This window comes from Citrobacter amalonaticus (genome assembly GCF_002918555.1).
Taxonomy (GTDB): domain Bacteria; phylum Pseudomonadota; class Gammaproteobacteria; order Enterobacterales; family Enterobacteriaceae; genus Citrobacter_C; species Citrobacter_C amalonaticus_A.
The window spans coordinates 113,766-133,764 of the sequence record NZ_PQMB01000009.1; the positions used below are offsets into that span (position 1 = coordinate 113,766).

Genomic DNA, 19,999 nt, shown 5'->3' on the forward strand with positions numbered 1-19,999 from the left:
AACTAAAGTTAATGTTGAGCTGAAACGAGAACTTTTCCTGCTGAAAGCACTTTTCCGGTCACCATTTGACCGCTGCTGGTTTTGATCCGAACGTTTTCGTTGAGCGCGGCGTTATCCACGGCCTTCCCGCTGGTGCGTATGAGAAATCCTGCCCCCTTAAGCTGTATCTCGACATTTTCGCCCGCGGTGATTGCCCAGTTCTGGCGCAATTGACTGGTCTGCACCGGCTGTCCGGCGTTGATCGCCCGCGTGGTCACCCGCCCGATGATGTCATCTTTATTCATCATTGTCCCGGCGGGGAGTCGATCCATGCTGCCCTGTTGCTGTTTGATATCGCCGGCCTCAATTGTCGCGCCGGCGGCCAGCGTTCTGTTGGCGACCCACCACCGGCCTTCGGCTTTTATCGCGATTTGCAGAAATTTTCGTTCAGTGCCGCACTGGGCTATCACGCTTCGGTTACCGGCCAGGCGCGTATCGTTGCCGCTCAGAGACAGTACGGGGTTTTCGCATATCGCGTCGCGCTGCTTTTCCGGGGTGAGCAAGGTGATGGTTCTGGTAATGTTTTTATCCAGTCCCCGGTTAACGAGTTCAGTAATCTGTCTTTCGAGAGGGCTGGCGTGAGCAGATTCGCCGATCAACAGCCCCACGCAGATCAGTGCGGTATAAAGGAGAACCGTTGCAGGAGAGAGAGAGCGAGCGCGGCGAAACATGTATAGGTAACCTTATTTATACGGGCATACGATAAAAATCATTAGCAGGAAATTGAATTGATAAAAAGTATATTCCATTAATCCTAAATCCAAATGCGCCAAATGCCGACAAGGTTGTCAGCATATTGCCCGTTCAAATGAGAATATTCTGCTAACAAGAATTAGTCCGCTAAAAGCTGTTACTTTTGACGTATTTTCAAAGTATAGAATTGCATCAATAGGAATTAAGATAGTGAGGTTGATATTTTATGTACAGAGGTCCACAGCGTTATGCTCGATAAGCTTGATAATTCGTTCCAGTTCCAACAGCAGGCATTAAGCTTGTTGAGCAAGCGACAAGACATATTAGCGTCGAATATAGCCAATGCAGATACGCCAAATTATCAGGCGCGGGATATTGATTTTGCTTCGCAGTTAAAGGGGGCGATAGAGAAAGGGCAGTCGATTAATTCTTCATTTAATCTGACGCTAACTTCAGGCAATCATATTCCTGCCTCTGTATCCGCAATTGATAACAGTCAACTGTTATACCGGATACCGGATCAACCGAGTATCGACGGGAATACCGTAGATATGGATCGTGAACGCGTCAACTTTGTTGACAATAACGTGAAGTATCAGACCAGCTTAACGGTTCTTGGTTCTCAAATTAAGAACATGATGAGCGTCATTAGTCAGGGTTAATCACTGTTATGTCCTTATTTAGTATTTTAGATATTTCTGGATCAGCAATGGCGGCGCAATCCAAGCGCCTGAACGTCAGCGCCAGCAATATGGCGAACGCGGATAGCGCTGTGGGGCCCGACGGCAATCCTTATCGGGCGCGTCAGGTTGTTTTTGAAGTGAAAGCGGCGCCCGGGCAGGCGATTGGCGGCGTCAACGTGAGCGATGTTGTAGAGAGTAATGCTCCCGATCGCCTCGTATACGAGCCCGGCAATCCACTGGCCGACGATAAAGGGTATGTGCGTATGCCGAATGTCGATGTGGTCAGCGAGATGGTGAACACCATTTCAGCTTCCCGTAGCTATCAGGCCAACGTGGAAGTGATGAACAGCGCGAAAACGCTGATGTTGAAAACACTGACACTGGGTCAATAAGGATACACAGCATGGCCGTATCGGCAGTAATGAATGAAACCAGCGCCACCGCGCGCAGCAGTAACACGATGGGCGATACCGTCGATGAGTTAATGAATAACTTCATGACGCTTCTGGTCGCGCAGATGCAGAACCAGGATCCGACCAACCCGATGGATAACAATCAGCTGACCTCCCAGCTGACGCAGTTCCAGACGGCGGCAGGCGTTCAGCAGCTGAACACAACCGTCAGCGCGGTGGGGATGCTGGTAACCAGTATGCAGCAGATGAACGCCACCCAGTGGATTGGTCGCAACATCCTGATTGAAGGTGACTCCGTTATTTCTAATGCGGAAGACGGTAATCAGGGCTTTGCATTCTCTCTTAGCAGCGATGCAGACGTGGTTTCCGTGGTGCTGACGGATGAGCAGGGGAATGCGTACACGGCCGATCTGAAGAACGTGAAGGCCGGCGTTCAGCAGTACACCATGGACGATCTGGAAAACTTCCAGCCAGCCGATCCAGGAACTATCGAAAACGGCAATTTCACCGTTTCGCTTTCCGCCTCTAATTCGGATGGCAGTACACCAGAAATTGTCTCGCTCAAAAAAGCAACCGTACAGGGGGTGTCGTACACCCCAACCGGCGCGGTACTGGAACTTGGCCTGCTGGGTAATGCGACCCTGGGCGAAGTGTACCTGGTCGAGTAATCCACTTTTATATTTATCAATTTGCGTCAGGAAAGAAATTAATGAGTTTTTCTCAAGGACTTAGCGGACTGAACTCCGCTTCACAGGCCCTGGATGTGGTGGGCAACAACATTGCGAACTCGCAAACCGTTGGCTTTAAATCCGGTTCCATTGCGTTTGCTGATGTTTTCGCCGGTTCACAGATCGGGATGGGCGTACAGGTTGCCGGCGTTAACCAGAACTTCAGCGACGGCGTACTGGGTCAGGGTACCAGCAACCTGGATATGGGTATTTCAGGCAACGGTTTCTTCCGCATGGTGAATGAAGCGGGAAGCGTGTTCTACAGCCGTAATGGTCAGTTCAAGAGTGATGAAAACGGCTTCATCATGAACAACCAGGGCATGTATCTGACCGGTTACCAGGCGACGGGCACGCCGCCGACTATCCAGGAAGGTGCCGCCATCGGGCCGATTCAAATTCCCTCAGGTCAGATGATGGCCAGCGCCTCAACCAGCGGCACCATGAAAGGTAACCTGGATTCAGGAACGGAAGCTGTCGATCCGGATATTGAATTCGATCCGACCGATCCGAAAAGCTACAGCTCCGTAACGCAGGTTGACGCGTACGACAGCCAGGGCAACAAGCACACGATCAACGTGTATTACGTGAAAAACGATGATAACACCTGGACAGCTTACTCCAGCGACACCACCTCTCCGGTGCTGGATGACGATGGTGACGTGGTGTACCAGTCCACAGAGCTGACCTTCGATGCGGCAGGCCAGCTGGTGACTAACCCGGCAACGCTGAATGTAAAGAGCGCAGGCTACAACGGTGCGGATGCGCTGGACTTCGATATCGACATGTTTGGCATGACGCAGCAGGCCACTGACACGGCGATGGACAGCCCAAGCACCAACGGCTATGCGCCTGGCATGATGAATGGCTATGTGATTGGCGACAACGGCGAAGTGATTGCCTCTTACAGCAATGGTGAGAAGCAGGTTCTGGGTCAGGTCGTGCTGTCCAACTTTACCAACCCGGGCGGCCTGCAGTCTGAAGGCAATAACTGCTGGTCAGAAACGCCCCAGTCAGGTCAGCCGGTTAACGGTATTTCTGGCACCGGCAATCTGGGCACCCTGTACGGTAACCGTCTGGAAGCGTCGAACGTGGATCTGAGCCAGGAGATGGTCAACATGATCGTTTACCAGCGTAACTACCAGTCAAACTCGCAGACTATCCGGACACAGTCGGAACTGCTGCAGACTCTCGTAAACCTGGGCTAATGGCGGACTGATATGGATCGCGCGATTTATACCGCCATGGGGGCAGCGAATGCTGCCCTGAACCGTCAGGCGGTGACGTCTAACAACCTCGCGAATACCTCGACGCCGGGGTTTCGTGCCCAGCTCATGGCTTACCGTGCCGTGCCGGTCAACGGGCCGAGCGTAGAAACCCGCACGCTGGTAACGGAATCGACCCCTTATCACGACAGCACCATGGGGATGATTAACCATACCGGTCGCGATCTGGACGTGGCCTTACCGCAGAGCGGCTGGCTGGCCGTCGCAACAGCGGATGGCTCTGAGGCGTATACCCGCGCCGGGAATATTGAAGTGGATGCTGATGGTCAGCTAAGCGTGCGCGGGTTTGCCCTGATGGGGGATGGTGGTCCGATCGCCGTACCGCCACAGTCAGAAATCACCATTGCACCGGACGGCACGATCTCCGCTCTGGGAGCCGGGGATGAACCCTCCGCGATGGCCCAGGTCGGGCGCATTAAGCTCGTCAACGCGGATATTCAGTCCATGCGCATGGGTGATGATGGCCTGTTTTACGGTAACGACGGCGAACTCGCTGCGGATCTGGAAATGAAGCTGATTCCCGGCGCCGTGGAAAGCAGCAACGTTAGCCCGGTGAAATCCATGGTGGATATGATTGCCGGTGCCCGAACCTTCGACATGCAAATGAAAGTGATCAGCACTGTCGATGAGAACGCCCGCTCTGCTAACCAGCTACTTACCATCTCATAAGGCCGACAGGGAGAAATACGATGATTCGTTCTTTATGGATTGCCAAAACCGGTCTGGAAGCACAGCAGACCAATATGGATGTGATTTCCAACAACCTGGCAAACGTTAGTACCAACGGCTTTAAGCGTCAGCGTGCCGTGTTTGAAGACATGCTGTACCAAACGTTGCGCCAGCCGGGCGCGCAGTCTTCCGAACAGACGACGATCCCGTCGGGTCTGCAATTGGGTACCGGGGTTCGACCGGTCGCCACCGAAAGGATCCATAGCCAGGGCAGTCTGACGCAGACCAACAACAGCAAAGATGTCGCGATTCAGGGGAAAGGCTTTTTCCAGGTTCAGTTACCTGATGGCAGCACCGCCTATTCGCGCGACGGTTCGTTCCAGTTCGATCAGAACGGCCAGCTGGTCACATCAAGTGGCTATCAGGTCCAGCCGGCGATCAACATCCCGCAGGATGCGAATACCCTGACCATTGGTAAGGACGGCATCGTGAGCGTCACCATTGTGGGTCAGACGGCACCACAGCAGGTTGGACAGTTGACGCTGGCGACGTTCATCAATGAATCGGGTCTGGAAAGCATCGGTGAAAATCTGTATCGCGAAACCCAGGCGTCCGGCGCACCGAACGAATCCACGCCGGGCCTTAACGGGGCCGGAACGCTGAGCCAGGGGTTTGTCGAAACCTCTAACGTTAACGTCGCTGAAGAGCTGGTCAACATGATCCAGACGCAGCGAGCGTATGAAATTAATAGCAAAGCCGTCTCAACATCGGATCAGATGTTGCAGCGACTTATGCAACTTTGACCGCATCCCGGGTAGCGGCTTTGCTCCACGTGAGAACCGTTACCCGGGCATCCGGATGTCGTGAATGAAATGAAAAATCAACCTTGTTCCGTTATGACCGGGACGTCTCAACGCTGCACCCTTCCTTCCGTTTTCCAAAAGCTGGCTTGTATGTCGCTGGCGGTATTGCTGGGCGGCTGTGCGTATATCCCTCATAAGCCACTTGTAGATGGGCAGACGACTGCAAGTCCGGTTCCGGCGGCTCGTGTAACGGCGAACGGTTCGATCTTTCAAAGTGGACAGGCCATGAACTACGGCTATCAACCCTTGTTCGAGGATCGACGCCCAAGGAATGTGGGCGACACGCTGACCATCGTGTTACAGGAAAACGTCAGCGCCAGTAAAAGCTCATCGGCCAACGCGTCTCGTGACGGTTCCGCCGGTCTGAATTTTGAAACCGTGCCGCGCATGCTGAATGGTTTATTTGGTAGCGATCGCGCGAATACCGCCATCAGTGGCGACAACGGCTTTAACGGAAAAGGCGGCGCAGCCGCGCAAAATACCTTCAGTGGAACCATTACCGTCACGGTGAATCAGGTGCTTGATAACGGCAACCTCAACGTGGTGGGTGAGAAACAAATTGCCATCAACCAGGGCACCGAATTCATCCGTTTTTCCGGCGTTGTGAATCCGCGAACCATCAGCGGCAGCAACACCGTGGTATCGACCCAGGTGGCCGATGCACGTATCGAATATGTCGGTAACGGCTATATCAATGAAGCGCAACAGATGGGCTGGCTACAGCGTCTGTTCCTCAACGTTTCACCTTTCTAAAGGGGGGGATAATGAAACACATTTTTATGACTTTATGCCTCAGCCTGTTTTGTATGGGGGTCATGATCGTTCTGCCGCAGTCGGCATACGCCGAGCGCATCCGTGACCTGACATCCGTTCAGGGTGTGCGGAGCAACTCCCTTATGGGTTATGGCCTGGTGGTGGGCCTCGACGGTACGGGCGATCAGACGATGCAAACGCCGTTTACCACGCAGAGCCTGAACAACATGCTCTCTCAGCTGGGGATCACGGTTCCTCCCGGAACGAATATGCAGTTGAAAAACGTCGCAGCGGTAATGGTGACCGCCGACCTTCCTCCGTTTGCCCGCGCAGGGGAGAACATCGATGTTGTGGTCTCCTCTATGGGTAACGCCAAAAGTTTACGCGGCGGCACGCTGCTAATGACGCCGCTGAAAGGTGTGGATAATCAAATCTACGCGCTGGCGCAGGGCAACCTGCTGGTTTCAGGAACCGGCGCTCAGGGTGGCGGTAACAGTGTGCAGAGCAACCAGCTAAACGGTGCCCGTATTACCAACGGTGCAACGGTTGAGCGTGAAGTTCCTATGAACTTTGGTGAGCAGAATGTGCTTCGTTTACAGCTGAACGACGGGGATTTCTCTCTGGCGCAGCAGATCAGTGATGCCATTAACAACCGTTTTGGCGGCGGCGCCGCCATGCCGGAAGATGCCCGCGTGGTGAAACTCTTTGCCCCGATGGACAGCGCCGCGCGCGTGCGTTTCCTGGCCGATGTGCAGAATATTCAGGTCAACATTGGTCCGATGGATGCCCGCGTTATTGTGAACTCGCGCACCGGTTCGGTCGTGATGAACCGCCATGTGCGGCTTGATGCCTGCGCGGTGGCACAGGGCGATCTGACGGTGGAAGTCTCAACGAATAATGTGGTTAACCAGCCGGATACGCCATTTGCCGGTGGGCAGACTGTGGTGACACAGGATTCTCGCGTCTCGGTCCGGGAAGGTCGCGGCTCGCTGCAACGTGTGAATACCAGTGCGGATCTGAACAACGTGATCCGGGCATTGAACAGTCTTGGCGCGACGCCAAACGACCTGATGTCCATTCTGCAGTCCATGAAAAGCGCCGGCTGTCTGCGCGCTAAGCTGGAGACTAACTAATGAACAGCTCGTCATTACAGGGGGGCGCTGCGTTTGATCTTCGCACCCTCGATTCGCTGAAGCGGGCGTCGAGGGAAGATCCGCAGGAAGGCTTAAAGGCGGCGGCAAAACAGATGGAGGGCATGTTTGTGCAGATGATGCTCAAAAGCATGCGCGAGGCATCCTTCAAAGACGGTCTGTTCAATACGCAGCAGACCGAGATGTTCACCTCCATGTATGACCAGCAGATTTCTCAGGAGATTGCCGCCAAAGGCAATCTCGGCCTGGCTGATATGATGCTGAAGCAGATGGGGGTTGACCCGTCGGAAGGTAAAGCGGTAACCGAAACGGCCTATGTGCCGCTTTCGTTGGATACGTCTTCATTTAAGCCTTCACCTCAGCGTCCTGTGCAGCAGGAGAATAAAGAGGTTCAGGGAGAAACGGCGCGGGCGCGTTTTGCCAACCGCAGCATAAAAAGTGACAGCTTCATCTCGCGGCTGATGACGCCAGCCATTGAAGCTTCGCAGAAAAGCGGTATTCCTCATCAGCTGATTATTGCACAGGCCGCACTTGAGTCGGGCTGGGGCAACCGTGAAATCCTGACGCAGGAAGGCAAACCGAGCCATAACCTGTTTGGTATTAAGGCGACCGGCAACTGGAAAGGGAAGACGACGGAAATCACCACCACGGAGTACGTCAACGGCAAGGCGCAAAAAGTGAAAGCCGCCTTCCGCGTCTACGACTCCTATTCACACGCCCTGGAAGACTACGCGTCGCTCCTGTCCAGAAATCCGCGCTATCAGAATGTGGTCCGTGCATCGTCGCTCGAGGGGGCCGCTCATGCATTGCAGTCGGGGGGTTATGCCACTGACCCGAAATACGCCAAAAAACTGATCTCCGTGATACAACAAGTTAAACAAAATGTAAATGAAGCGTTAAATGCGTACAAAAACGACCTTTCTTCGATTTTTTAGTGGCTTAGTGTTTTAGTTATTTTTACAGGCACCGATAGATCAATAAGAGAGTGAGAATTTTCGCAGTTCGGTAAAGATGTTTAAAACCTTTCAGGTTCCGGACACAGAAGAGAGCACGAGAAACGATGAATCTGATGTATTTGGCTCAAAGTGGCCTAAGTTCTGCACAATCGGCACTGAACGTTGTCGGTAACAACCTGAGCAATGCGATGACACCCGGCTACAGCCGTCAGCACATCCTGCTGGGAGAAGCTGGCGGCAAAACCACGGGCTATGGCTATTTTGGCTATGGTGTTCAGGTTAATGGCGTACAGCGTGCCTACGACGCCTTTGTCAATAACCAAGTACGCAGCGCGGCGACAGAGTATCAGTCGATGGCCAGCCGCTACGAGCAGCTGAGCCAGATTGACAACATGCTGGGCGATGACACCTACAACATCTCTGTTTCTATGGGCGCCATGTTCGGCGCGATGGAAAAAATGAGCAGTGACCCGGTGAGTGCCGCAGCCCGCCAGGAAACGCTGTCTCAGTTCAATGCGCTGTCTTATCAATACCAGACCAACAGCAAGACGCTGAACGGCTTGGAAAAAAGCACCAATACTCAAATTACCCAAAGTGTTGATGAAATTAACGCCACGGCGGAACAGCTGGCGAAGCTGAACCAGGAAATTGCCAAGATCCATGGGCAAACGGGAACGATTCCTCCGAACCTGATGGATCAGCGTGACCAGCTCCTCAGCAAACTTAACGACCACGTGGGGATTCGCGTAACGGAAAACCCAACCACCGGCCGTGTCGATGTCACGATGGCGAACGGTTTACCGCTCGTGAACGGCGATCGCTCTTACAAGCTGGAAGCGTCCCCGGCGGCTGAAAATCCGAATAAAATCGTGGTTTCCTACGTGGATGCATCCGGCAACGCGCTGCCGTTAGACGAATCTAAAATCACTACCGGGAAGCTTGGCGGCCTGTTCAAGTTCCGCAACGAAGATCTGGAAGATTCCCGTAACCAGCTGAACATGCTGGCGTTACAAATGGCAAATCGCCTGAATGAGGTAAACCAGCAGGGTTATGACCTGAATGGCAACCCGGGTGGCGACATCTTCAATATTCCCGATCCTGTCGCGCTGGTGAACCGCAACAACACCGGGGATGCCGATCTTAAGACAACCTATACCGACGTAAGCCAGGTAAAAGCCCAGGACTATACGCTGACCTTTAAAGGACCAGACGCGAACGACTGGGAAGTGAAGGACAGCTACGGCGCGATTGTCCCGACGACGATCGGAGAGTACGGCGAGCTGATGTTCGACGGTATTTCGGTGTCTCCTCAGGGAAATCCGCAGGAAAATGATAGCTTTATCCTCAACCCGGTTGCCGGCGTAGCGGATAAATTGAGCGTCGCCATCACTGATGGCAATCAGATTGCCGCCTCCAGCTCTCCCGATCCTGACGATGAGAGCAACAACGAAAATATAAAGGCAATGATCGCCATTAAAGATGAAGCGCTCATTGGTAAATCGACGCTCACCGAAGCGTACGCGAGCCTGGTCAGCTCCGTGGGTTCAGCCATGACGGCGCTGAAAGCCAACGCCAGCACCAGTGCGAAAACGTATGAAGCCATGCTTTATCAGCAGCAGGCCATTTCCGGCGTAGATCTGAACGAGGAATACATCAATTTGCAGATGTACTCTCAGTACTACCAGGCAAATGCGCAGGTCCTTCAGACCGCCACAACGCTGTTTGACACCATTTTAAGTATCCGATAACCACGCCGCACTCGTCAGAATTCGAGTGAGTAATAAGATAAGGACAGCGTTATGCGTCTCAGTACTCAGTATATGTATCAAAGCAATATTGATAGCTTATCGAAGGCGATGGTCGGCGGTAATGATATCTATATGCGTTTGTCTTCCGGGCAGATCCTGCTCAAACCTTCTGACGATCCTGCGGGAGCCTCTCAGGCGGTGATTTACCAGAACGCGCTGGCGTCAATAAATCAGTTTGATACATCACGTATGTATGCTTACGATTCTCTGGCTCAGGAAGACACGGTTCTCAATTCCCTCAGCAACATCATGACGCAGAATCTGTCAGAGAAAATTGTTGCTGGCGGGAACGGTACCTATTCCGATGCAGACCGTCAGGCGCTGGCGACGGAGTTGCAGGGTATCCGCGACAACATGCTGGATCTGGCGAACAGCAAGAACAGCAACGGCCGTTACATTTTCGGGGGCTATAAAACGGGAACGGAACCGTTCCTGAAAGATGGTACCTATGTCGGCGGCGATACGGCAATGACGCAGCTTGTGGCGGACAGCACCGAAATGAAGGTGGGGCATACGGGCCAGGATGTGTTCATGTCCGGCACCGAACATGACATTTTTGCCGCGCTGGACGAAGCCATTGAAGCGCTGAACAAGCCGATTGAAACGGATGAAGATCGGGAAGCGTTACAAGCAACCCTCGACAGCGTCAATGTTTCCCTCAACAAGTGCATCGACAACCTGGGCAGGGTTCAGGCGGAAGTCGGGACGAGCCTCCAGCAGATTGAAAACCTGAGCTACAGTTCGGACACACAGAAAATCACGTTGCAATCTCGTTTACAGCAAACCGTCGGTTCCGATCCGGATTCAATGATTACTTTAGTTTCACAATCCAAAATGTCTGAGTTCGCGTTGAGTTCATCGATGATGGTATTCCAGACGATGCAGCAAATGTCGATTTTTAACATGTTAAGATAGTGTATGTTGCATGCATTATTTTCGTGAAGTGATTTTATGGAAGCGAAATAAACTGTTACAAGTTCGTTATTAACAGGGTTGAGGGTAAAACAGTTCCCTGTTTGAAATATCGTTTTTCACCAGGTCGGGAAAGTGAAACATTAATTCATTTTGCAGGGGGCTGGGTTCCTAACTTAAATAAAAGTTAAACATCCTTAGAAAATTCCTAGTGTAGTAACGTATGCATATTGTTTGTTTTTTGTACAGGACAGGAGGTGATAGTTACCTGGGTTATCAGGTAAACGTAAAAAACACCTCTAATGAACAGACTGTTCTTTACAAACAAAAATAAATGAAGTGTCGAATTGCGCATTAATGTTTGAGCTTATCAGGCTGTGTGATTTTGACATTTTCAACAATAATTATGCGGTGTTTTATAATGGGAATAAAGGAATTATGGACGGTCTATATACCCCCGGCGGGGTCGTTGATAAAAATGAAGTGTGGGCCCGATATAGCCCATTAGTTAGACATGAAGCATTACGCCTCCAGTTACGAGTTCCTGCCAGTGTCGATCTGGATGATTTAATACAGGCAGGGGCGATTGGGTTGTTAGGGGCAATAGACGATTTTGACCCCAGTAAAGGTATTGTGCTCAGTAAATATATTACGCAGCGCGTACGCTGGGCGTTGATTGATGAGCTACGTGAACGGGACTGGGTTCCGCGACGGGTTCGCAGTAACGCAAGGGAAATTTCAGCTGTTATTCAAAGGCTTGAACAAAGTCTTGGCCGTGCGGCAACCGAAGCGGAAGTCGCTGAAGCAATGAATATTACCTTGGAGGAATATCAGCAGATGCTGGCTGATACCAACACCAGTCAAATTTATTCTCTGGACGAGTTACAGGAAGAAAGCCCCGAAGGCATTGAACAGTCCGATGAGCAGAATACAAAGCTCGATCCACTCAATAGCCTGATGATGAAGAAGTTATTGAAGCAGGTTTCACATGAAATCGGCATGCTCCCTGAACGTGAACAAATGTTGTTAAATCTTTATTATCAACAAGAGCTTAATATGAAAGAGATAGGTATTTTGCTGAACGTGACGGAAACCCGGGTCAGTCAGATACACAGTCAGGCGATCAAACGATTGCGTGCGCGTCTGGATGCGGGAGAATAACGGTAGAGATATTTTTTAACCACCATTGAAAGGGTGCCATTAGTGAAATGGATGAGATATTGGAAATGTATATTTGGCCAGGTATTATGATGAACATGTCACCTTTTCATTAATTTACAAAACAACGTGCGTCTTGTTGAGCTTGCGTTTAATGAATGAAAATCGAACTGATACGTTGATATTTGGGAACGCTCTGTTTTGGTCCGTAAATTTGATTTGCTTCGATTTATATTGTCAGCATAATTAAAACCAATCGACAGGGTTACTGAACATAACTCGCTGCGGAATATAACGCGGTGCGGGCATCAGTCTCCCGTATGTAAATAAATCATATTCATTTCGTTACGCCGAATTGAACGCAGTAGAGCCACAGAGGAATACCATGCACTTCGACGAGCAACTTCAAAGCATTCACGATATTAATCTTTCTTATTTGCTACTGGCCCAGCAGCTGATCAGAGAAGACAAATTTGCTGCAGGTTTTCGTCTGGGTTTGCCGGAAGCGACGATCGACACGATTAAAGATTTGTCGCTGCCGAAGTTGATTAAGCTGGCATCGACGAACCAACTGATTTGCCGTCTGCGCGTAGATAACGAAATGGTTATCGACATGCTGACCAAAGATTCACGTATCGAAGCGTTACAGCAGATCCATACAGGGATCATTTTGTCGACCGACCTGCTTAACTCGATTTCCGAGCATAGCGTACCTACTTCCTGATCAGAGTTTGAAAAATGAGTGAGAAAAGTATTTTAGAGGAAATCAAAGAGGTGCAGATCGCGATGGAGCTGATCTCTTTTGGTGCCCGTATGCAGGTTCTGGAAAGTGAAACCAGCCTGAGCCGTCGTCGTCTGCTGAAGCTATATAAAGAACTCAGAGGCTGTCCACCGCCGAAAGGTATGCTTCCTTTCTCCGAAGACTGGTTTATGGCCTGGGAACAGAACATTCACTCATCTATGTTCTACAACATCCATTTGTATATCCAGAAGACGGAAGTGTGCCGCCCGATTGAAGCCACCGTTAAAGCTTACCGCCTTTACCTGGAGCAATGCCCGATAGCGCCTGGCGATAAGCCGGTTCTGGGGCTGACCCGTGCCTGGACGTTACTCCGCTTCATCGACTGCGGTATGATCGAACAGACCGAATGTAGCGTGTGCGGTGGTGGATTCGTCGTCACCAGCGAACATGCCAAAAACCCGTTTACCTGTAGCTTGTGCTGTCCTCCGTCACGCGCAATCAAAAAGAGTAAGGCCCTCGACTTTTTGGCCGAGCCGGCTCTCGAAGCCTGATAAACGGGCATTAGCAGGAAATACCAGGACCACATCGCGCTGTATGTCGCAGTGCCTCTCCGTATGTGCATTCGAAAGTAACCAGTCACATGGGTGGGATGAGATTTAATTTTAGTAAGGAGTTCATGTGCTTGTTATTGTTGGCTATCTGGTGGTCATACTGACCGTGTTCGGTGGTTATGTATTGAGTGGCGGTAACCTTGGAGCCCTTTATCAACCATTAGAAGTGTTAATCATTGGCGGCGCGGCCGTCGGTGCCTTTATCGTGGGGAACAATGGCAAAGCCATTAAAGCCACGATGAAAACCCTTCCACACCTTTTTAAAGGTTCATCATATTCAAAAGCCATGTATATGGACCTTTTGGCCATGCTGCTGCAATTAATGACCAAAAGCCGCCAGAGCGGGCTGATGTCGCTGGAAGGCGATATTGAAGATCCACAGAATAGTACGATTTTTACGGCCTATCCTCGCCTGATGGCCGATCCGGTTCTGATGAACTTCGTTGTTGACTATATGCGCCTGATGGTCAGCGGCAACATGAATGCGTTCGAAATGGAAGCATTGATGGATGAAGAGATCGAAACCGTGGAGCACGAACACGAAGTCCCGGCCGGGAGTCTGAATAGCGTGGGTGACGCTCTGCCTGCGTTTGGGATCGTGGCGGCGGTGATGGGGGTTGTTAACGCCCTGGCATCGGCCGATCGTCCGGCAGCGGAACTGGGTGAACTGATTGCCCACGCGATGGTTGGAACCTTCCTCGGTATTTTGCTGGCGTACGGCTTTATTCTGCCGCTGGCAACGCTGCTTCGTCAGAAGAGCAGCGAAGAGATAAAGATGTTGCAGTGCATCAAAGTGACTCTGCTTTCGTACCTGAATGGCTATGCTCCTCAGATTGCCATCGAGTTTGGGCGTAAAACGCTGTTCTCCACCGAGCGTCCGACGTTCGTTGAGATGGAAGATCATGTTCGTCAGGCGAAAAGCGGTGGCGGATCTGAAGGTGGATCGTCATGAAGAAGGACAAGCAGGTTATTGTCGTTCGCCGAGGTAAAAAACATAAACATGCTCACCACGGCGGTTCCTGGAAGATAGCCTATGCCGACTTTATGACGGCGATGATGGCATTCTTCCTGGTGATGTGGCTGCTGGCGACGTCGACGCCGACCCAGCGTCAGCAGATAGCGGAATACTTCAGGATGCCGCTCAAGGTGGCTATGAGCAACGGCGATCGAACCAGCATGAGCGATAGCCCCATTCCCGGCGGCGGCGATGATTTTATGAAATCTGACGGTGAAGTTTTGCGTCAGACACTGAACAAAATCGACCAACAGCGTAACGTCCAGGCGCTCGAGCGCGCGCGCGAAAAGCTGGATTCGCTGATTCAGACCGATCCAAGACTCAACAACTTCCAGTCTAACCTCATGCTGTCGCTCACGGATGACGGCCTGCTGATTCAGATCACCGATACGCAAGATCGCCCAATGTTCAACATCGGCAGTTACACCCCCGCCCCCTATATGCGCGATATTCTCCAGGCGCTGGTTCCTGTCCTCAATGAAATGCCAAACCGCATCAGCCTGACCGGTCATACGGATTCGTTGCCTTATTCTGGCGGCTCCGTGGGGTACAGCAACTGGGAGCTGTCAGCGGATCGCGCCAATGCGTCGCGCCGCGTGATGGCGGCGGCGGGGCTGGCGCAGAGCAAGTTTCTCCGCGTCATTGGTACCGCGGACATGATGGGTCTTGTCGACACCAGCCCGGACGATCCCTCTAACCGACGGATCAGTATTCTCGTACTGAGCAAAGATAAAGAGCAGGCGATTTTGAAAGAAGACACGATTATGCCGCCCCGGCCGCCTATTAAATCTCATGCTCAGCCAGCGCCGGAAGATGACATTAATCATTTAATGGGTCAGGTCGAAGGCATTTCCGTTCAACCGGGGCAGTAACTTTAAGCCAAGAAGAGGTGGCGTAAATGGATGTCAGTGATTTTTATCAAACTTTCTTTGCCGAGGCCGACGAGCTGTTGGCGGATATGGAAAGGCATCTTTTAGAGCTGGATGTATCCTCACCCGACAAGGAGATGATGAATGCGATTTTTCGCGCGGCGCACTCCATCAAGGGCGGTGCCGGTACCTTCGGTTTTACTGTGCTGCAAGAAACAACGCATATCCTTGAGAATCTGCTGGATGATGCACGTTGCGGACAGCTTCAGTTAAACAGCGACATTATTAACCTGTTTCTCGAGAGTAAAGACATTATGCAGGATCAGCTTGATGCCTACAAAGCGTCGCAGGAGCCCGACCAGGAGACTTTCCAGTATATCTGTGAGGCACTGCGCCAGATTGCACTAGAAGGAAAACAGGGGGCGGCGAAACCGACACCCACCGCCGCTGAAAAGACGCAACCCGTCCAGGCCGCACAGCCTGCACAGGCCGAAGGGAATGATGCGCCACTGTTAGATATCACCCTCAAAGGGCTGAAAGCGTCTGAACAGTCGCTGATGGTCGAAGAGCTGGGGAATCTGGGGGATATCGTCGACAGTAAGGTCGACGGAGAATGCCTGCAGGTTCGTCTGCGCACGGCGATCGCTGAAGATGACATCATCGCGGTGCTCTGTTTTGTCATTGAACCGGATCAGATTGTTATTGAGCCTGTAAAAACGCGGATTGAGCCGATTGAGTCGGTGGAGCCTGAGCCACAGCCGGAAGCTGAAGCCAAAGCGGAGCCAGCGGTATCGGCCCCGGCCCAGCCGGCGGCGGCAAAACCGGCGAAACGACCAAAGGCCGGGAATCGTGCGCAGCCATCGGAAGCGGGCAGCATCCGCGTCGCGGTTGAGAAGGTCGACCAGATCATTAACCAGGTGGGGGAGCTGATTATCACTCAGGCGATGTTGAGCCAGCTCTCTTCCACGCTCGACCCGGCAACGCATGACTCGCTGATCAGCAGCATCGGACAAATTGAGCGCAATGCCCGTGACCTGCAAGAGTCAGTGATGTCTATTCGTATGATGCCGATGGAGTATGTCTTCAGCCGTTTCCCGCGTCTGGTTCATGATTTGGCGGATAAGCTCAATAAAGAAGTGGAGCTGACGCTGCGCGGCGGTTCGGCCGAACTGGATAAGAGCCTGATTGAACGCATCATCGATCCGCTGACCCACCTGGTGCGTAACAGCCTCGATCATGGGATTGAGCCAACCGACGTGCGCCGTGCGAAAGGCAAACCAGAGAAAGGCAACCTGATGCTTTCCGCAGAGCATCACGGCGGCAACATTGTGATTGAGGTTGTTGATGATGGCGCGGGTCTGAACCGGGAAAAAATTCTCGCGCGCGCCCGCTCTCAGGGCATGGCGCTAAACGAAAATATCAGCGATGAAGAAGTCTGGATGCTGATCTTTGCGGCCGGTTTCTCGACGGCAGAAAAAGTAACGGATGTGTCCGGCCGTGGCGTAGGGATGGACGTCGTCAGACGAAACATTCAGGAGATGGGCGGACACGTTGAGATCCAGTCCGAACAGGATAAAGGCTCGGTTATTCGCATCATTCTGCCGCTGACGCTGGCGATCCTTGACGGGATGTCCGTTCGCGTGGGGGATGAGATCTACGTCCTGCCGCTCGGCACGGTGATGGAATCCCTGAAGCCTTCGGAGAAAGCCCTCTACCAGATGGCAGGTGAAGAACTGGTGTTGCAGGTTCGTGATGAATACATGCCGCTGGTCGAACTCCATCAGGTGCTCTCCATCCCGCGGGCGGCGAAGTCGGTGAACGACGGTGTCGCCGTTATTCTGCAAAGTGCGGGCTGTCGTTACGCATTGCTGGTCGATCAGCTGATTGGTCAGCACCAGGTGGTCGTGAAAAATCTGGAACAAAACTACCGGAAAGTTCCGGGGATTTCCGCCGCCACGATTCTTGGCGATGGCAGCGTGGCCTTGATCCTCGATGTGGCTGCACTGGCATCGATGTGCAAAAAGCAACGTGTCAGTTCCTTAATAACTGATAACCAAGGGTAAAATCATGACATTTTCAGTATCTGAAAAACAATACGGTGAGAAGAATATCGGTCAGGGTTACCTGGTTTTTACATTGGGTAATGAAGAGTATGGCGTTGAGATCCTCAAAGTGCAGGAGATTCGTGGCTACGACCGTGTAACCCGCATCGCCAATGCGCCAGACTTTATTATCGGTGTCACTAACCTGCGTGGGGTTATCGTTCCTATTGTCGATCTTCGCGTGAAGTTCCAGCAGGTTGTCGGTGAGTTCAATGAAAACACCGTGATTATCATTCTGAACATCGGTGAGCGTGTGGTTGGCATCATTGTGGACGGCGTGTCGGACGTTCTGTCACTGACGAACGATCAGATCAAGCCGGCTCCTGATTTCTCTGTCACCCTCTCCACAGAGTACCTGCTCGGACTGGGGACGGTTGACGAGCGCATGTTGATTCTGGTCGATATTGAGAAACTGCTGAACAGTGAAGAAATGTCGCTGGTTGAGAAAATCACGGAACACGCCTACGAATAAGTCTGCCCGCTGTCTCAACGGGCAGCCGGACGGATACGCACTCTGACCCTGGACGAAAGTCCGGGGTTTTTTACGAGTGCGCCCGGCATGGGCGTACTCCTGCGGGTGTGAGTCCCGCCATGAGTTGATCACAGCAAATGAAGTGAAGCGCAACTACATTAGGGCGACTGAGTGTGGAGAGGAAGCGTGGAGCATAAATCGTGAGCCGATGGACAAGAACCGGATATAAGGCGCTGTTAAGCAGGGTGGGCGGGCACGTCTCCGCGAAGCTCTCGTGATCAAGGCGAGGCAGCGTAAATTCGGCGGTTGTACGATGAAGGAGTGCGTTCTTACCCGGGGATATCTCGCAGAGAGCCTGAAAGGGCAACGGCACAGGACCGGAGCGAGAAGTCAGCAGGGGCCATAGTAGCCGGGCAGATGTAAAGTCTGCGCGGTAAAGGGCAAACGAGAGTGAGTGTCTGAATCTATGTTGATATCTGAGGCCATGCGCCAGAAGCCTGAACATACAGGGCAGTCTGCCGAATGTCGGGGTGAAGCCTCGTCCAGGGTAGGCTGTGGTGAAGCCGGAGATCCGGAAGACGCAGGGCCAGCATTGATTAAGGCAATGCTGACGCGAGAAAACCTACAACAAGCCTTTCGCAGAGTGCGAGCCAACCGGGGTGCCGCTGGCGTGGACGGTCTGGACGTAGACCAGACAGCCCTCCAGTTGCAGACGACATGGCCTGTAATTCGGGAGCAGTTGTTAAACGGGATATATCGGCCAAAGCCGGTATTAAGGGTTATGATCCCGAAACCCGGAGGAGGCCAGCGTGAGCTGGGTATCCCGACGGTGACGGATCGATTAATCCAGCAAGCATTGTTGCAGGTGCTACAACCGTTGCTCGATCCTGCTTTCAGTGAACATAGCTATGGATTCAGGCCGGGTCGCCGCGCGCAGGATGCGGTTCTTGCTGCTCAGGCGTTCGCGCAATCAGGCCGCCGTGTAGTGGTTGATGTGGATCTGGAGAAGTTCTTTGACCGGGTTGACCATGACATCCTGACAGGCCGTCTGAGGAAACGTATCGACGATGCCGGAGTAATCTGGCTGGTTCGTGCATATCTGAATGCGGGGATCATGGATGGTGGCACGATAATCCAACGGAAGCTGGGGACGCCTCAGGGCGGGCCTTTGTCCCCATTACTGGCTAACGTTTTACTGGATGAAGTGAATAAGGAGCCTGAACGACGGGGACACAGCTTTGTACGGTACGCCGATGACTGTAACGTATATGTCAGCAGTCGTCGGGCAGGACAGCGCGTGATGGCTCTGCTCGTCAGACTGTTCAACCGTCTGAAACTGAAAGTCAACGAAGCCAAAAGCGCAGTAGCCAGTGCGTTTACCAGTAAGTTCCTGGGGTACGCCCTGTGGGTGGCACCGGGAAAGGTGGTAAAACTCAGAGTTGCGCCTAAAGCAGTGGCAGCGTTCAGGCACCGAGTCCGGAAACTGACTCAACGCAACGGAGGTCGTGGTATGACGGAAGTGATACAACGACTACGCCCTTATCTTCTGGGGTGGCGGGCTTACTTCAGTCTGGCCCAAACTCCCGGAGTATGGAAAAAGTTGGAGGAATGGCTTCGCCACAGGTTGAGGGCACTTCAGCTTAAGCAATGGCGACGTGGCACGACGATGTTCAGAAAACTTTGCGCGATGGGAGCAAGTCTCAGTATTGCCGTCAAAATAGCGCATAACAGCCGACGTTGGTGGCGAAACAGTGACAAGCTTCTCAATAAGGTATTGGATCTGGCATGGTTCGACAGGCAGGGTTTACCCCGCCTCGTGTAACCTCAAACTTTCGAACCGCCCGGTGCGGACCCGCATGCCGGGTGGTGTGGCAGGGGTGCAGGCTGAGATGCCTGCCTCCTATGCCGATTTGTCGTACCGCATGAGATCTTTAGTAACGCCAGCGACAGGGGGAAGAGGGCATAAATAAATATTCTCCAGCATAGCCGGAGGTTTTTCGGATGCGCCTATAAGGCTCTGTTACCAGCCGCGCCCTAACAGGCGCACACGATCTGACATTTGCATCAGACTTCGTTACT

Annotated in this window: 20 protein-coding genes; 19 read left to right on the forward strand and 1 reads right to left on the reverse strand. The window is 52.4% G+C overall.

Annotated elements, in window-relative coordinates:
• Positions 1-8 precede the first annotated feature (8 nt).
• Positions 9-710 carry a flagellar basal body P-ring formation chaperone FlgA gene (flgA, locus tag C3432_RS25985; protein WP_103780340.1) on the reverse strand — a complete coding sequence of 234 codons (702 nt, stop codon included), beginning with the start codon at positions 708-710 and terminating at the stop codon, positions 9-11.
• A gap of 270 nt (positions 711-980) precedes the next feature.
• On the opposite strand from flgA, the gene flgB reads away from it, so the two are divergent.
• From flgB to ltrA, 19 genes are all read left to right on the forward strand, one after another.
• A complete protein-coding gene (gene flgB, locus C3432_RS25990) occupies positions 981-1,394 on the forward strand; it encodes a flagellar basal body rod protein FlgB (protein WP_103780342.1) in 414 nt (137 codons plus the stop codon).
• 8 nt (positions 1,395-1,402) lie between these two features.
• Positions 1,403-1,807, forward strand: a complete 405-nt coding sequence (gene flgC / locus C3432_RS25995) for a flagellar basal body rod protein FlgC (protein WP_103780344.1) — start codon at positions 1,403-1,405, stop codon at positions 1,805-1,807.
• An 11-nt stretch (positions 1,808-1,818) separates the two neighbouring features.
• Positions 1,819-2,496 carry a flagellar hook assembly protein FlgD gene (locus C3432_RS26000; RefSeq protein ID WP_103780346.1) on the forward strand — a complete coding sequence of 226 codons (678 nt, stop codon included), beginning with the start codon at positions 1,819-1,821 and terminating at the stop codon, positions 2,494-2,496.
• Between the two features lie 41 nt (positions 2,497-2,537).
• Positions 2,538-3,761: a flagellar hook protein FlgE gene (flgE, locus tag C3432_RS26005; RefSeq protein WP_103780348.1), complete on the forward strand. Its 1,224-nt coding sequence runs from the start codon at positions 2,538-2,540 to the stop codon at positions 3,759-3,761.
• Between the two features lie 12 nt (positions 3,762-3,773).
• The gene (locus tag C3432_RS26010; RefSeq protein ID WP_103780350.1) at positions 3,774-4,508 is read left to right on the forward strand and encodes a flagellar basal body rod protein FlgF; all 735 of its coding nucleotides are present in this window, start codon (positions 3,774-3,776) and stop codon (positions 4,506-4,508) included.
• 20 nt (positions 4,509-4,528) lie between these two features.
• Entirely contained in the window at positions 4,529-5,311 is a 783-nt protein-coding gene (gene flgG / locus C3432_RS26015) for a flagellar basal-body rod protein FlgG (RefSeq protein ID WP_103780353.1), read from the forward strand.
• Positions 5,312-5,461: 150 nt separating this feature from the next.
• Positions 5,462-6,124: a flagellar basal body L-ring protein FlgH gene (gene flgH, locus C3432_RS26020; RefSeq protein WP_258041673.1), complete on the forward strand. Its 663-nt coding sequence runs from the start codon at positions 5,462-5,464 to the stop codon at positions 6,122-6,124.
• Positions 6,125-6,150: 26 nt separating this feature from the next.
• Positions 6,151-7,257 carry a flagellar basal body P-ring protein FlgI gene (locus tag C3432_RS26025; RefSeq protein WP_374755491.1) on the forward strand — a complete coding sequence of 369 codons (1,107 nt, stop codon included), beginning with the start codon at positions 6,151-6,153 and terminating at the stop codon, positions 7,255-7,257.
• Positions 7,257-8,210: a flagellar assembly peptidoglycan hydrolase FlgJ gene (gene flgJ / locus C3432_RS26030; RefSeq protein WP_103780358.1), complete on the forward strand. Its 954-nt coding sequence runs from the start codon at positions 7,257-7,259 to the stop codon at positions 8,208-8,210. Before C3432_RS26025 ends, flgJ begins: the two co-directional genes overlap by 1 nt.
• 125 nt (positions 8,211-8,335) lie before the next feature.
• Positions 8,336-9,979, forward strand: coding sequence for a flagellar hook-associated protein FlgK (gene flgK, locus C3432_RS26035; RefSeq protein ID WP_103780361.1), 1,644 nt, complete (start codon positions 8,336-8,338; stop codon positions 9,977-9,979).
• Positions 9,980-10,030: 51 nt separating this feature from the next.
• Positions 10,031-10,954, forward strand: a complete 924-nt coding sequence (gene flgL / locus C3432_RS26040; protein WP_103780363.1) for a flagellar hook-associated protein FlgL — start codon at positions 10,031-10,033, stop codon at positions 10,952-10,954.
• Between the two features lie 435 nt (positions 10,955-11,389).
• A complete protein-coding gene (locus C3432_RS26045; protein ID WP_103780449.1) occupies positions 11,390-12,112 on the forward strand; it encodes an RNA polymerase sigma factor FliA in 723 nt (240 codons plus the stop codon).
• A gap of 382 nt (positions 12,113-12,494) precedes the next feature.
• Positions 12,495-12,833: a flagellar transcriptional regulator FlhD gene (gene flhD, locus C3432_RS26050; RefSeq protein WP_103780365.1), complete on the forward strand. Its 339-nt coding sequence runs from the start codon at positions 12,495-12,497 to the stop codon at positions 12,831-12,833.
• Positions 12,834-12,847: 14 nt separating this feature from the next.
• Positions 12,848-13,402: a flagellar transcriptional regulator FlhC gene (gene flhC / locus C3432_RS26055; protein WP_103780367.1), complete on the forward strand. Its 555-nt coding sequence runs from the start codon at positions 12,848-12,850 to the stop codon at positions 13,400-13,402.
• A gap of 127 nt (positions 13,403-13,529) precedes the next feature.
• Positions 13,530-14,414, forward strand: a complete 885-nt coding sequence (gene motA, locus C3432_RS26060; protein WP_103780369.1) for a flagellar motor stator protein MotA — start codon at positions 13,530-13,532, stop codon at positions 14,412-14,414.
• The gene (gene motB, locus C3432_RS26065) at positions 14,411-15,349 is read left to right on the forward strand and encodes a flagellar motor protein MotB (protein ID WP_103780371.1); all 939 of its coding nucleotides are present in this window, start codon (positions 14,411-14,413) and stop codon (positions 15,347-15,349) included. The genes motA and motB overlap by 4 nt, the downstream gene beginning before the upstream one ends.
• 26 nt (positions 15,350-15,375) lie before the next feature.
• On the forward strand, positions 15,376-17,409 hold the full coding sequence (cheA, locus tag C3432_RS26070; RefSeq protein ID WP_103780373.1) for a chemotaxis protein CheA: 2,034 nt from the start codon (positions 15,376-15,378) through the stop codon (positions 17,407-17,409).
• Between the two features lie 4 nt (positions 17,410-17,413).
• Positions 17,414-17,920, forward strand: coding sequence for a chemotaxis protein CheW (cheW, locus tag C3432_RS26075; RefSeq protein WP_103780376.1), 507 nt, complete (start codon positions 17,414-17,416; stop codon positions 17,918-17,920).
• A 454-nt stretch (positions 17,921-18,374) separates the two neighbouring features.
• The gene (ltrA, locus tag C3432_RS26085) at positions 18,375-19,742 is read left to right on the forward strand and encodes a group II intron reverse transcriptase/maturase (protein WP_219816772.1); all 1,368 of its coding nucleotides are present in this window, start codon (positions 18,375-18,377) and stop codon (positions 19,740-19,742) included.
• Positions 19,743-19,999 lie beyond the last annotated feature (257 nt).